The following is a 13,133-nucleotide window of genomic DNA, read 5'->3' as shown; positions in this document are numbered from 1 at the left end:
TCCGCGGAGACCACCACGGTGTGGGACACCCCGGGGGTGTTGTCCACGAAATTGGTGATCAGCCAGTTCAGGTTCTGTGCGGCCTGGCTCATCTGGTTCAACTCAACGCTCCTGGTGATCTGCGCCGTTGCCGTCGCTCCGGCCACCGAAACTATCGAATCCGGGCTGCTGGGCACCATGCTGGAGCCCCGGCGGGTTGGCGGCCTGTTCGGCCCCGGCCCGGCGGCCCTGCTGGATGCCGCGGCGCAGGTTGGTCAGTCGGCCGCGGACCTCCTCGGGGGCCCGGGAGACCTGGGGACCGGTCAGCGGCGAGGCCTCGGCGGTGCCGGAGACCAGGTTGGCCTGCGGGGTCCGTCGGGGCAGGCCCGACATGGTGACGCCGTTGGTCGAGGGCTCGCGGACCTGCTCGGCCCGGCGCCAGCGCTCGTCGTTCGCGGACGGGCGCCACGGCGCGTCGTCGGCACCCGGCTGCTGCGGCGGCTGCTGCTGGGCCTGCTGCGGCTGGGCCTGGCGCTGCTGCTGGGGCTGCTGCTGGCGGGGCGGCTGCTGCGGAGCCCGCTGCTGCGGGGCCTGCTGCGGGGCCTGCTGCTGGGGAGCCTGCTGCTGCGGGGCCTGCTCCAGGAACTCCGGCGAGGAGGTGCCGGGACGGCGCGGCTGGTAGGACCGCGGCTGCCCCTGCCCCTGCTCCTGCTGCTGGCCGGCGGCCGCGGACGGGCCGGTCGGCAGGGCCATCGGCTCCTGGTACGGCAGCTGCGGCGGCTGCTGCTGCGGGGCCTGCTCCTGGCGCACCGGCTCCGGACGCGCCGGGTTCGGCACGTTCGGCAGCACCGGCTCGACCAGGCCGAGGCCCAGCGGGTCGCGCGGGTCGATCTGGCTGGCCTCGAAGCGCGGGCGGGCGAACTGCTGGGTGCTCTCCACCGGCGCCGGCTCGGCCGACGGCAGCGGCTGGGGCTGCTGCGGGGCCTGCTGCTGCGGCTGGCGGTCGCGCTGCGGCGCGTCCGGGCCGGGGCGCTGCGGACGGCGCGGGCCCTGGGCACCGGGCCGGCCGGGGGCACCCTGAGCACCCGGCGCACCGGGGCCGCCCGGCGCACCGGGACCCTGACGGCCGGGGGCGCGCTGCGGCAGGCCGTCCTGCGGACGGTTGCCCGGACGGGCGCCCTGCTGCGGAGCACCGGGACCGCCGGGGCGGCCGTGCTGGGGCTGCTCGCCGGTCCGGGGACCGGGAGCGCCGTCGAACTCGCCACCGGGGCGCGGCCGCTCCTGACCGGGCTGCGGCTGGCCGGGCTGCTGGCCGGGCTGCTGCTGGCGGCCGCGGCGGGGCAGGCCGTCCTGGCCGGCCTGCGGCGGACCCTGACGGCCCGGGGTGCGCTGCGGCAGCCCGCCCTGGGGCGACTGCTGCTGCGGCGGCTGCTGTGCCTGCTGCTGCGGCTGCTGCTGTGCCTGCTTGGGCTGCGCGGGCTGCTGGCCGCGTCGGCCCTGGCCCTGGCCCTGGTTCGGCACGACCGGGTTCTCGCGCAGCGCCTTGCCGACCTGGCGGGTCGGCAGACCGCCGGCGCGGCCGCCGGGCGCACCCGGACCGGCCTGCGCACCCGGACCCGCCGGAGCGGCCGGACCGCCCTGGCCGAGCTGCGGGCGGCCGCCCTGCGGGGCACCGCCGGCCGGGCCCTGGCCGAGCGCGGCCGGACCGCCCTGACGGCCGGGCGGCATCTGGCGCTGCTGACGCGGCGTCGGGGCGACCCCGCGCTGCTGCTTGCCCTGGGCGGGGCCGGGGCGGCCGGCGCCGCGGCGCTCGCCGGAGTTGGTGACGTCCACCGGGAGCATGACCAGCGCGGTGGTGCCGCCGGAGTCGCTGGGGCGGAGCTGGATGCGGATGCCGTGGCGCAGCGAGAGGCGACCGACCACGAAGAGGCCCATGCGGCGGGAGACCGAGACGTCCACCGTCGGCGGGTTGGCGAGGCGCTCGTTGATCTCGGAGAGGTCGTCGGGGCTCAGGCCGATGCCGGTGTCGTGGATCTCGACCAGCACGCGGCCGTCCGGCAGCGCGTGGCCGGTGACCCGGACGCGGGTCTGCGGGCTGGAGAACGAGGTGGCGTTCTCCAGCAGCTCGGCGAGCAGGTGGACGAGGTCGTTGACGACGCGGCCGGCGACCTCGGCCGACGGCACCGCGGCGAGTTCGATGCGCTCGTACTGCTCCACCTCGGAGGCGGCGGCGCGGAGCACGTCGACGAGCGGAACGGGCCTGGTCCAGCGGCGGCCCGGGTCCTCACCGGCGAGGACGAGGAGGTTTTCGCCGTTGCGGCGCATGCGGGTCGCGAGGTGGTCCAGCTTGAAGAGGTTGGCCAGCTGGTCCGGGTCCGCCTCGCGGCTCTCCAGCTCGGAGATGAGCGACAGCTGGCGCTGGATGAGGCCCTGGCTGCGGCGCGAGAGGTTGGTGAACATCGCGTTGATGTTGCCTCGCAGGAGGGCCTGCTCGGCGGCGAGGCGGACGGCCTCGCTGTGCACCATGTCGAAGGCGTGCGCCACGTGGCCGATCTCGTCGGCGGAGTCGACGGCGACGGGTTCGACCGTGGTGTCGACGTCGTGCGGGTCGCTCTCGGAGAGCGTCTTGACCAGCTCGGGCAGTCGGCGCTCGGCGACGTCCTCGGCCGCGGCCTGCAGACGGGTCAGCGAGCGCACCATCGAGCGGGCGATCAGACCGGCGCCACCGAGGGCGACGAGCAGCACCAGGGCGACCGCGACACCGATGATCAGGGCGTCCGTGTCGGCCTGCGACTGCAGGTCCTGGGCCTTGCCGTCGAGGTTCTCGATCAGCTTGGCCTCGATCCGCTTCTCGGCGTTGATCTTGGCGCTGGCCTTCTCGTACCAGTCCTTGTAGGTGACCGGCTCGGTCTGGTGGATGCCGCCCTGGGTGAGGACCGTGCCGGCGTACCGGTCGGCGTCGGCGACGACGCCGTTGTAGCTCAGCTGGCTGCGCAGGTTGTCCAGGTCGTGCGCGGTGTAGATGTTGTTGAAGCTGGCGATCGCGTTCTCGTACGACAGGCGCAGGCGGATGCCGAAGGACTCGTCGCTGAGGCTGAGGTCCGGACCCTTGGGGTTGGCGAGCGCGGCGCTGATCAGGGCCCGCTGCTGCGAGGTCGCGTTCTTGGCGAGCGAGAACTGCTGCAGCGCGCGGGTCGAGACGACCAGGTCCTTGTTGTTCGACGCGAGCGCGATGTCCTGGGTGATGGACAGCAGGTCGCGGATGATCACGTCGTAGGCGGTGATCGTCGATTGGATGTTCTGGTTGACCTGGTACGGCGCGCCGCGGGTGTCCGCGACCGAGTTCAGGTCGCGGCGGATCTGCAGCAGCAGCGCCTTTCCGCCGGACAGTTCGAGGTTCTCGAACTTGTCGGAGGACGCGGTGAAGGTGCGGCTCAGGTCGTCGGTGGCCTTGCGGGCGGCGACGATGTCGTCGTCCAGCTGGCCGTTCGGGTCGTGCGTGATCGGGCCGGCGCTGATGTCGCGCTCGGTCTGCAGCGCGTCCGCGAGGTTGGTCGCCTTCTTGGCCAGATCGGACAGGTTGGCCATCTGGGCGAGTTGCTGCGAGTTCTCCATCGAGGTCTGGATGCGCAGGCCACCGAGGACCAGCGAGACCAGGACGGGGAGGGCGAGCAGCGCGATCAGCTTCGTCCGGATGCGCCAGTTGCGCATCGCGAGCCGGTTCAGACCGGTCGCCCGGCGTCGGGTCAGCGAGGTTCGGAGTCTGTCCCGGGTGGACGTCCGCTCCTGGCCGTCCCCCTCGGGACGGCCGAGGGCCTCGGGTGTGATCGGCTCTGCCGGGCCACCGGGCGCCGCCGCCTGCTGGGGGGCTGCCATGGGCTCGCGCGACTCCGGGTTACCCGCGGCGCCGCTACCCCTTTTGAAACGTCCCTGCACTGGCGTCGCAACCTCTGGACCGGGCGTCCCGCCGCGTCGCCACGGCCTGGACGGTGTCGAGTTTCCATCCGCTCCCCGGCCGGTCCGGGAGAGCGGGTCACCGGGGTGGACCACTCCCTACCCACGGTCCGTCGCATTCCAGCACAGCCGGGGAATCCCAACAAGGGCCGCAGGAACCGGACGCCCGGCGCTACCGACCGCTTGTGCGATCTCACTGACTGTGCGGTAACCGGACCGGAATACCGCATTTTTCGGACACTCGCCGGATACATGCCAACCGGACCGTAGATCGAAAAGAGTCATAGACCTTCCGGAATGCCCGATACCTGTCGAATGTCGGAAAATTCCGATGCGGCGATATGTCGCTTATCTGCCTTTTGCGCGGCATTTTGTGATCAAAATCACAGACTAATGTGTAGCTTTGGTCACGGTCTCTGTGGAAAGAGATCTCGTAACCTGGCTGCTCCGGAGCACGGCCCCGATCAGCCTGCCCAGAACCCCTCCGAATCAATCGGAATCATTCAGGCCGGCGCCGATCCGCTGCGGATCCGCCCGGCCACGACCACGAGGTGCTCTCGATGTCCCAGGCGAAGAAGGCCAACAAGTCCACGCTGTCCTGCCGCCCGACGGCGAACCCGCGCCGGACGACGCTGGCCTCGGTCGAGGACTTCAGCAAGATCCCGGGTGCCCGCAAGCCCCAGGACGTCCTGACCTACGGCACCGAGCTGCCGGCCAGCACCGCCAACCCGCGCCGCACCCAGCTGATGGTCGCGCCGGTCGTCGTGCTGGCGGACTGACCCGGCGCGTCGGACCCGGCACGCCGGACCCCGGCACGTCGGACCGGGTGCGCCGGACCCGGTGCGTTCCCCGGAGGGCGCCGTCGCCACGAACTCTCGTGGCGGCGGCGCCCTCTGCCGTCCGGCTCCGGCTCCGGCTCAGGGCGGCGCGGGGTGCCCGGGCGGGGTGTCCTGGTGCTTCCGCCCCGACCGGGCTGAACAGGGGCAAAGCGGTCCGCAGGGCCCCCACGCGATAGCCTGGAGGCCGATTGACGGGGCCGCGCCCACGCGGGCGGGGCGCCCACCAGCGCCCGGGCGCGACGCGCCCCGGGCGGCCGACGAAGCGAGGGGTAGCCCAGCCGTGCGCATTGCCAGGTTTTCCGTCCGGGAAGGGAGCCCTGCCGCCGGCAGCGTCTCCTTCGGCGTGGTGGAGGGCGACCCCTCCCAGCCCGACTCGCTGGTCGTCCACGCGCTGGCCGGCCACCCGTTCGGCCAACCCCAGCCCACCGGCGAGAGCTACCGCTTCCAGGACGTCCGGCTGCTCAGCCCGATGCTCCCGAACAAGATCGTGGCGGTCGGCCGCAACTACGCGGCGCACGCCCAGGAGCTGGGCCACGACGTCCCGGACGTCCCCCTGACCTTCTTCAAGCCGTCCACCTCGGTGATCGGCCCGACCGAGAACATCGCGTACCCGCCGTTCTCCTCGGACGTCCACCACGAGGCCGAACTCGCCGTGGTGATCGGCCGGATGTGCCGCGAGGTGCCGCTGGACCGGGTGCCCGAGGTGATCCTCGGCTACACCTGCGCCAACGACGTGACCGCCCGGGACGTCCAGCAGCGCGAGGGCCAGTGGGCCCGGGCCAAGGGCTTCGACACCTCCTGCCCGCTCGGGCCGTGGATCGAGACCGACCTGGACCCGAGCGACCTCGCCGTCACCTGCACGGTCAACGGCGAGCTCCGCCAGACCGGTCGCACCTCCCTGATGGTCCGCTCGGTCGCCGAGCTGATCGTCCACATCTCCGAGGCCATGACGCTGCTGCCCGGCGACGTCATCCTCACCGGCACGCCCGCAGGGGTGGGCCCCCTCAACGTCGGCGACGAGGTCGCCGTCTCCATCGAAGGCATCGGCACTCTCACCAACAAGGTGATCAAGCGTGGCTAACACTGACCCGGCCGTCCGGGTTCGCTTCTGTCCGTCCCCGACCGGCAACCCCCACGTGGGCCTGGTCCGGACCGCCCTCTTCAACTGGGCCTACGCCCGCCACAACGGCGGCACGATGGTCTTCCGGATCGAGGACACCGACTCCGCCCGCGACTCCGAGGAGTCGTACAACCAGCTGCTCGACGCGATGCGCTGGCTGGGCTTCGACTGGGACGAGGGCCCGGAGGTCGGCGGCCCGCACGAGCCGTACCGCCAGTCGCAGCGGATGGACATCTACGCCGACGTCGCCCGCCGCCTGCACGAGGCCGGCCACGCCTACCACTGCTACTGCAGCACCGAGGAGCTGGACGCCCGCCGCGAGGCCGCCCGCGCGGCCGGAAAGCCCTCCGGCTACGACGGCCACTGCCGGGAGCTGACCGAGGACCAGGTCGCCGTCTACAAGCTGGAGAAGCGCGAGCCGATCCTGCGCTTCCGGATGCCCGACAAGACCATCTCCTTCGACGACCTGGTGCGCGGCACGCTGACCTTCGAGCCGGAGAACGTGCCGGACTACGGCATCGTCCGGGCCAACGGCGCCCCGCTGTACACCCTGGTCAACCCGGTGGACGACGCCCTGATGGGCATCACCCACGTGCTGCGCGGCGAGGACCTGCTGTCCTCCACCCCGCGGCAGGTCGCGCTCTACGCCGCGCTCGCCGAGATCGGCGTCGGCAACGGCACCACCCCGCGCTTCGGCCACCTGCCGTACGTGATGGGCGAGGGCAACAAGAAGCTCTCCAAGCGCGACCCGCAGGCCTCGCTCAACCTGTACCGCGAGCGCGGCTTCATCCCGGAGGGCCTCCTCAACTACCTGTCCCTGCTGGGCTGGTCGCTGGCCGAGGACCGGGACATCTTCGGCATCGACGAGATGGTCGCCGCCTTCGACATCGCCAAGGTGAACGCCAACCCGGCCCGCTTCGACCTGAAGAAGTGCGAGGCGATCAACGCCGAGCACGTCCGCAAGCTGGCCCCGGCGGACTTCGCGGCCCGCCTGGTGCCGTTCCTGCAGGCCGCCGACCTGCTGCCGGCCGAGCCGACCGCCGAGCAGCTGGACGTGCTCGCCAAGGTCGCGCCGCTCACCCAGGAGCGGATGGTCGTGCTGAGCGAGATCGTGAACATGGCCGGCTTCCTGTTCGTGGCGCCGGAGAAGTTCGCCGTCGACCCGGACGACGCCGCCAAGGTGCTGACCGCCGACGCCCGCCCGGTGCTGGAGGCCAGCATCAAGGTGCTGGAGGAGCTCGCGGACTTCACCCCGGAGCCGATCCAGGCGGCCCTGCGCGAGGCACTGGTGGACGGGCTGGGCATCAAGCCCAAGTTCGCCTTCACGCCGCTGCGGGTGGCCGTCACGGGCCGTCGGGTGTCGCCGCCGCTGTTCGAGTCCATGGAGCTGCTGGGCCGCCCCGAGACGCTGCGCCGCCTGCGCTCGTCCCTGGACGCCCTGCCGGCCGCCTGAGCGGGCCGCTGAGCAGGCCGCGGGCCCGGCTTCGTGCCGGGCCCGCGGCGTACCCGGAGGTCATCCGCCGGCCTCCCGGCCGCTGCCTGGGGTTATCGATTTTGGAGCCAGGGCCGACGTCGGGTAATGTTCTTTCTGCGCCGCCCGGGAGGGAACGGACGAGGGAGCGAAAGCCCCCCGGCCGGGACCGAACGAGAGGCGCAACGCCTGAGAAGATCCCGACGAGGGTTCAACTCTGGTGGGGTATGGTGTAATTGGCAGCACGAGTGATTCTGGTTCATTTAGTCTAGGTTCGAGTCCTGGTACCCCAGCGCAGTACCGCAGTAACAGCAGTACCGCAGTACAAATGAAGATCAAGCCCCCGTTGTGTAGCGGCCTAGCACGCTGCCCTCTCACGGCAGTAGCGCCGGTTCGAATCCGGTCGGGGGTACTGATCCCGCAAGGGATCACCTGGAAAGCCCCCGTTGTGTAGCGGCCTAGCACGCTGCCCTCTCACGGCAGTAGCGCCGGTTCGAATCCGGTCGGGGGTACTGATCCCGCAAGGGATCGCCAGGAAGCCCCCGTTGTGTAGCGGCCTAGCACGCTGCCCTCTCACGGCAGTAGCGCCGGTTCGAATCCGGTCGGGGGTACTTCAGAGCAGGAAGCCGGTGGGCTCGCCCATCGGCCCTTGCTTTGTGTTGGGGTATGGTGTAATTGGCAGCACGAGTGATTCTGGTTCATTTAGTCTAGGTTCGAGTCCTGGTACCCCAGCCAGAAAATGGAAGACCCCGGTTCTCCGGGGTCTTTTTGTTTGTGCACCGGGAAATGCTTCGAAGGGCCCCGCTCGACTCCGAGCGGGGCCCTTTCGTCTTTCGGTGGGGGGCGGCCGGGTGGGGGAGGGGTGCGGGAAAGGGGGCGGGTGGGGGAAGGGCCGGGTCAGCTCCGGCGCAGCGCCTCGGTGAGCCGGTTCGCGGCCTCGATGATGGCCTGGGCGTGCAGCCGGCCCGGGTGGCGGGTCAGGCGCTCGATCGGGCCGGACACCGACACCGCGGCCACCACCCGGTTGGAGGGGCCGCGGACGGGCGCGGAGACGGACGCGACGCCCGGCTCGCGCTCGCCGATCGACTGGGCCCAGCCGCGCCGCCGCACGCCGCTCAGCGCGGTGGCGGTGAAGCGGGCGCCCTGCAGGCCGCGGTGGAGCCGCTCGGGCTCCTCCCACGCGAGCAGGACCTGGGCGGCCGAGCCGGCCTTCATCGGCAGGGTGCTGCCGACCGGGACGGTGTCCCGCAGGCCGGAGAGCCGCTCGGCGGCGGCTACGCAGATCCGCATCTCGCCCTGGCGGCGGTAGAGCTGTGCGCTCTCGCCGGTGACGTCGCGCAGGTGGGTCAGGACCGGGCCCGCGGTGGCGAGCAGCCGGTCCTCGCCCGCCGCGGCGGAGAGTTCGGACAGGCGGGGACCGAGGATGAAACGTCCCTGCATGTCTCTGGTGACCAGACGGTGGTGTTCGAGTGCGACGGCGAGTCTGTGGGCCGTGGGGCGCGCCAGACCGGTGGCGGCGACCAGCCCCGCCAACGTGGCGGGGCCCGACTCCAGTGCGCTCAGCACCAGAGCGGCCTTGTCGAGAACGCCGACGCCGCTAGTGTTGTCCATGCCCTAAGACTGCAGTCTCATTCCGCGAGACGCAAGTTCAATCTTTCCGGAAAAGCGCCACTCTGGATGCAGCAGCCCGGGAGACATCCAGGATGTGGCCTCCTCCGAGTGTCCGCATCGTGGACAGCGATCCGGCGTGCAGGTCGCGCGAAGCGCCCCCGCGCAGGGCGGCGCAGCTTTGACCTCGACGACACGAGAAGGCCGGCAACGCGGCCGGCTGGAGGGAATCCGATGGGACGGACACTCGCAGAGAAGGTCTGGGACGACCACGTCGTGCGGCGCGCGGAGGGCGAGCCCGACCTCCTGTTCATCGACCTGCACCTGCTCCACGAGGTCACCAGCCCGCAGGCCTTCGACGGACTGCGACTGGCCGGCCGTCCGGTCCGCCGCACCGATCTGACGATCGCCACCGAGGACCACAACACCCCCACCCTGGACATCGACAAGCCGATCGCCGACCCGGTGTCCAAGGTGCAGTTGGAGACCCTGCGCCGGAACGCCGCCGAGTTCGGCGTCCGGATCCACTCGCTCGGCGACGTCGAGCAGGGCGTCGTGCACGTCGTCGGCCCGCAGCTCGGCCTGACCCAGCCCGGCATGACCGTGGTCTGCGGCGACTCCCACACCTCCACCCACGGCGCCTTCGGTGCACTGGCGTTCGGCATCGGCACCAGCCAGGTCGAGCACGTGCTGGCCACCCAGACCCTGCCGCTGGCCCCGTTCCGGACCATGGCGATCACCGTCGAGGGCGACCTGCCCGAGGGCGTCACCGCCAAGGACCTGATCCTGGCCGTCATCGCGAAGATCGGCACCGGCGGCGGCCAGGGCTACGTCCTGGAGTACCGCGGTTCGGCGATCCGGAGCCTGTCCATGGAGGCCCGGATGACCATCTGCAACATGTCGATCGAGGCCGGCGCCCGGGCCGGCATGATCGCCCCGGACGAGACCACCTTCGAGTACCTCAAGGGCCGCCCGCACGCCCCGCAGGGCGAGGACTGGGACGCCGCCGTCGCGTACTGGCGGACCCTGGTGACCGACGAGGACGCGGTCTTCGACCACGAGATCTTCATCGACGCGAGCGAGCTGAGCCCCTTCGTCACCTGGGGCACCAACCCCGGCCAGGGCGCCCCGCTGGCCTCCGACGTGCCGGACCCGGCCTCCTTCGCCGACCCGCAGGAGCGCCAGGCCGCCGAGAACGCCCTGGCGTACATGGGGCTGGAGGCCGGCACCCCGCTGCGCGAGGTCAAGGTCGACGCCGTCTTCGTCGGCTCCTGCACCAACGGCCGGATCGAGGACCTGCGGGCCGCCGCCGCCCTGGTGGAGGGCCGCCGGATCGCCGACGGCGTACGGATGCTGGTGGTCCCCGGCTCCGTCCGGGTCGCCCTGCAGGCCGTCGAGGAGGGCCTGGACAAGGTGTTCACCGCGGCCGGTGCCGAGTGGCGCCACGCGGGCTGCTCGATGTGCCTGGGCATGAACCCCGACCAGCTGGCCCCGGGCGAGCGCTGCGCCTCCACCTCGAACCGCAACTTCGAGGGACGGCAGGGCAAGGGCGGCCGCACCCACCTGGTCTCCCCGCAGGTCGCCGCCGCGACCGCCGTCCTGGGCCGCCTCGCCTCGCCCGCCGACCTGAACGCCGCCGACACGGCGGACACCGACGTTGCCGTGGAGGCCTGAGCCATGGAGAAGTTCACCACCCACACCGGCCGGGCCGTCCCGCTGCGCCGCAGCAACGTGGACACCGACCAGATCATCCCGGCCCACTGGCTCAAGAAGGTCACCCGGTCCGGTTTCGAGGACGGGCTGTTCGAGGCCTGGCGCAAGGACGAGTCGTTCATCCTCAACCGGCCCGAGCGGCAGGGCGCCACGGTGCTGGTGGCCGGCCCCGAGTTCGGCACCGGCTCCTCCCGCGAGCACGCCGTCTGGGCGCTGCAGAACTACGGCTTCCACGCGGTCATCTCGTCGCGCTTCGCCGACATCTTCCGGGGCAACTCCCTGAAGAACGGCCTGCTGACGGTCGTGCTGCCGCAGGAGACCGTGGAACGGCTCTGGGCGCTCACCGAGAGTGACCCTTCGGCCGAGATCACCGTCGACCTGGAGGCGCGCGAAGTGCGGGCCGAAGGCGTCACCGCGGCCTTCGAACTGGACGACAACGTCCGGTGGCGGCTGCTCAACGGCCTGGACGACATCAGCATCACGCTGCAGAACGAGGCCGACATCGCGGCCTTCGAGGCGACCCGTCCGGCCTTCAAGCCCCGTACTCTGCCGGTCGCCTGAGTTCCCCTCAGAACAAGCATTCTGACGATCCGCCGCGTGGCCCGCGCCCCCCTCGGGGGGGCAGGGCCATCCGTCGTTCCGGAGCACGAGTTAGCGCCGGGGCCCGCCCCGGATTGCCCATTTGGCTTTGCGGAAGAGGGCCCCGCGCAAGTACAACTGCGGGTAGATGGCACAATCAGTACATGCACCGGCACCATGAACCTCCGTACGCGGGCGGCGAACCCGCGGCTGAGGACTCCATGGGCCGGCCATCCGAACGCCGAATTGACGATCGGCCGGACGTCACCTCCGCGCCAGCTGAGGGGCCGGACGACCAGGAAGTCGCAGCGCTCTACGCGCTCGTGGCCGAGCGGTTGAAGCAAGCTCACGCCCGCGTGCATGCGCTGAACGTGTCTGCCGATGCAAAGACCGCTCTCACCCGTCAACTCCTCATCGTCACCGAGACCGCCAAGCGCGATCTTCCGGAGGCGGCAAGGCGGTTGAGTCGCTTTGTACATGACCTCGACGAGGGGCGCCCGCCGCTCGGCTGAGGTCGCCGACGCGCAAATCCATTGCGACACTAGGGTGATTCGCGCGTTTGGTAATTGAAAGTCCGCAGATACATACCTAACGTGCGAAAAGAACGGATGGAATCATCCGGCGCTCGTTTCCGAAGGGGAAGACGTGAACAAGGCTCAGCTTGTCGAAGCGGTGGCCGAGCAGCTGGGCGGTCGCAAGGCTGCCGCAGAGGCCGTCGACGCAGTGCTCGACACCATGGTCCGTGCCGTCGTGGCCGGCGACCGGGTTTCGGTCACCGGTTTCGGCACCTTCGAGAAGGTGGAGCGCTCCGCGCGCTTCGCCCGCAACCCGCAGACCGGCGAGCGGGTCAAGGTCAAGAAGACCTCGGTGCCGCGCTTCCGCCCGGGCCAGGGCTTCAAGGACCTGGTCAGCGGCAGCAAGAAGCTGCCGAAGGAGGGCCCCTCGGTGAAGAAGGCCCCCAAGGGCTCCCTCACCCCGGGCAAGAGCGGCGTCGCCGCCACCCCGGCCGCCAAGCGCGCCGCCACCAAGCGTGCCGCCACCGCTGCCGCCGCCGCTCCGGCCACCAAGAAGGCCGCCGCCAAGAAGACGGCCACCACGGCCGCCGCCAAGAAGACCACGGCCACCACCGCGAAGAAGGCGGCCACCGCCAAGAAGGCCGCGGCGAAGACCACCGTCGCGAAGACCACCGCCGCCAAGAAGACCACGGCGGCCGCGACCAAGAAGACGGCCGCTGCCAAGAAGGCGACCACCACGGCTGCCGCCAAGAAGACCACGGCCACCGCCAAGAAGGCGACCGCCACGGCCAAGAAGACGGCTCCGGCGAAGAAGACCGCCACCCGCAAGACCACCGCGCGCAAGACCACTGCCAAGTAGGTCCCGCGTGACCGTCCTCGGACGGCCTTCGGCGAAGAGCCGCGACACCCCTCCCGTGAACGCACGGAGACCGGGCGCCGCGGCTCTTCGGGTTTCCGGGCGCTCGGTCAGGATTCGACGGCGTGCGGCGGGACCGGGCGGTCGTGGCCGCGGGACCGGACGGTCGGTGGTCGAAGCAACCCGGCGGGCGGGCGCCCCGCGGGCGTCAGAGCCCGGCGGGGTCGGGGAAGGTCTGCAGCGTCACGAAGACCACCCGGCGGGCCTCGCCGGTGCCCTCGGTGCGGATCCGCACCCGCTGGCCGGGGCGCAGCAGCCGCAGGCCGCCGGCGTCGAAGGCGGCCGCGTCGAACGGCACCGGGGTCCCGTCGTCGAGCAGCACGGAGCCGGCCCGGGTGGCGGGGTCGAAGGTGAACGCGGTGGCCTGCATGTCAGCAGCATAGCGAGCGGGTCGCTGCGCCCCCGGGAGCAGGACGGGGGACGGCGCCGGAGCGGGGCC

10 protein-coding genes, 5 tRNA genes and 1 pseudogene are annotated in these 13,133 nt (G+C 71.4%); 12 read left to right on the top strand and 4 right to left on the bottom strand.

Annotated features, from left to right (window positions below):
• A pseudogene (locus ABT048_RS29780) lies at positions 1 to 92 on the bottom strand (roadblock/LC7 domain-containing protein); the annotation flags it as partial.
• 10 nt (positions 93 to 102) lie between these two features.
• Positions 103 to 3,855 (bottom strand): nitrate- and nitrite sensing domain-containing protein, encoded by a 3,753-nt coding sequence (locus ABT048_RS29775; RefSeq protein WP_350524627.1) that lies wholly within the window; start codon positions 3,853 to 3,855, stop codon positions 103 to 105.
• Between the two features lie 638 nt (positions 3,856 to 4,493).
• On the opposite strand from ABT048_RS29775, the gene ABT048_RS29770 reads away from it, so the two are divergent.
• From ABT048_RS29770 to ABT048_RS29735, 8 genes are all read left to right on the top strand, one after another.
• On the top strand, positions 4,494 to 4,712 hold the full coding sequence (locus tag ABT048_RS29770; protein ID WP_350524626.1) for a hypothetical protein: 219 nt from the start codon (positions 4,494 to 4,496) through the stop codon (positions 4,710 to 4,712).
• A gap of 340 nt (positions 4,713 to 5,052) precedes the next feature.
• The gene (locus ABT048_RS29765) at positions 5,053 to 5,853 is read left to right on the top strand and encodes a fumarylacetoacetate hydrolase family protein (RefSeq protein ID WP_350524625.1); all 801 of its coding nucleotides are present in this window, start codon (positions 5,053 to 5,055) and stop codon (positions 5,851 to 5,853) included.
• Positions 5,846 to 7,345 carry a glutamate--tRNA ligase gene (gltX, locus tag ABT048_RS29760; RefSeq protein ID WP_350524624.1) on the top strand — a complete coding sequence of 500 codons (1,500 nt, stop codon included), beginning with the start codon at positions 5,846 to 5,848 and terminating at the stop codon, positions 7,343 to 7,345. Before ABT048_RS29765 ends, gltX begins: the two co-directional genes overlap by 8 nt.
• Positions 7,346 to 7,584: 239 nt before the next feature.
• Positions 7,585 to 7,656: transfer RNA gene (locus tag ABT048_RS29755), tRNA-Gln, on the top strand.
• A gap of 46 nt (positions 7,657 to 7,702) precedes the next feature.
• Positions 7,703 to 7,775 (top strand) — tRNA-Glu (locus tag ABT048_RS29750).
• Positions 7,776 to 7,802: 27 nt separating this feature from the next.
• Positions 7,803 to 7,875, top strand: a tRNA-Glu gene (locus ABT048_RS29745).
• A gap of 26 nt (positions 7,876 to 7,901) precedes the next feature.
• Positions 7,902 to 7,974, top strand: a tRNA-Glu gene (locus ABT048_RS29740).
• 49 nt (positions 7,975 to 8,023) lie between these two features.
• Positions 8,024 to 8,098, top strand: a tRNA-Gln gene (locus ABT048_RS29735).
• A 162-nt stretch (positions 8,099 to 8,260) separates the two neighbouring features.
• Here ABT048_RS29735 and ABT048_RS29730 read toward each other — a convergent pair.
• Positions 8,261 to 8,974 carry an IclR family transcriptional regulator gene (locus ABT048_RS29730; RefSeq protein WP_030246527.1) on the bottom strand — a complete coding sequence of 238 codons (714 nt, stop codon included), beginning with the start codon at positions 8,972 to 8,974 and terminating at the stop codon, positions 8,261 to 8,263.
• 231 nt (positions 8,975 to 9,205) lie between these two features.
• Between ABT048_RS29730 and leuC the strand changes: the two genes are divergently transcribed.
• The 4 genes from leuC to ABT048_RS29710 all read left to right on the top strand — a co-directional run bounded on the left by leuC (position 9,206) and on the right by ABT048_RS29710 (position 12,637).
• Positions 9,206 to 10,645, top strand: coding sequence for a 3-isopropylmalate dehydratase large subunit (gene leuC / locus ABT048_RS29725; RefSeq protein ID WP_350524623.1), 1,440 nt, complete (start codon positions 9,206 to 9,208; stop codon positions 10,643 to 10,645).
• A gap of 3 nt (positions 10,646 to 10,648) precedes the next feature.
• A complete protein-coding gene (gene leuD, locus ABT048_RS29720) occupies positions 10,649 to 11,245 on the top strand; it encodes a 3-isopropylmalate dehydratase small subunit (RefSeq protein ID WP_350524622.1) in 597 nt (198 codons plus the stop codon).
• 182 nt (positions 11,246 to 11,427) lie between these two features.
• Positions 11,428 to 11,775 carry an SCO5555 family protein gene (locus tag ABT048_RS41735; RefSeq protein WP_380658828.1) on the top strand — a complete coding sequence of 116 codons (348 nt, stop codon included), beginning with the start codon at positions 11,428 to 11,430 and terminating at the stop codon, positions 11,773 to 11,775.
• Positions 11,776 to 11,908: 133 nt separating this feature from the next.
• A complete protein-coding gene (locus ABT048_RS29710) occupies positions 11,909 to 12,637 on the top strand; it encodes an HU family DNA-binding protein (RefSeq protein WP_350524621.1) in 729 nt (242 codons plus the stop codon).
• Between the two features lie 205 nt (positions 12,638 to 12,842).
• Here ABT048_RS29710 and ABT048_RS29705 read toward each other — a convergent pair whose 3' ends face one another.
• Positions 12,843 to 13,064, bottom strand: a complete 222-nt coding sequence (locus ABT048_RS29705; RefSeq protein ID WP_350524620.1) for a hypothetical protein — start codon at positions 13,062 to 13,064, stop codon at positions 12,843 to 12,845.
• Positions 13,065 to 13,133 lie beyond the last annotated feature (69 nt).

The sequence above is a fragment of the Kitasatospora sp. NPDC096140 genome, from assembly GCF_040303045.1.
Lineage (GTDB): Bacteria > Actinomycetota > Actinomycetes > Streptomycetales > Streptomycetaceae > Kitasatospora.
This window is presented reverse-complemented; position numbering and strand designations above follow the sequence as displayed.

Bases quoted from the DNA above. Each gene is read 5' to 3' on its own strand.
- ABT048_RS29775 (WP_350524627.1), bottom strand. From the start codon at position 3,855: ATGGCAGCCCCCCAGCAGGCGGCGGCGCCCGGTGGCCCGGCAGAGCCG.
- ABT048_RS29705 (WP_350524620.1), bottom strand. From the start codon at position 13,064: ATGCAGGCCACCGCGTTCACCTTCGACCCCGCCACCCGGGCCGGCTCC.
- leuC (WP_350524623.1), top strand. From the start codon at position 9,206: ATGGGACGGACACTCGCAGAGAAGGTCTGGGACGACCACGTCGTGCGG.
- ABT048_RS41735 (WP_380658828.1), top strand. From the start codon at position 11,428: ATGCACCGGCACCATGAACCTCCGTACGCGGGCGGCGAACCCGCGGCT.
- ABT048_RS29770 (WP_350524626.1), top strand. From the start codon at position 4,494: ATGTCCCAGGCGAAGAAGGCCAACAAGTCCACGCTGTCCTGCCGCCCG.
- leuD (WP_350524622.1), top strand. From the start codon at position 10,649: ATGGAGAAGTTCACCACCCACACCGGCCGGGCCGTCCCGCTGCGCCGC.
- ABT048_RS29730 (WP_030246527.1), bottom strand. From the start codon at position 8,974: ATGGACAACACTAGCGGCGTCGGCGTTCTCGACAAGGCCGCTCTGGTG.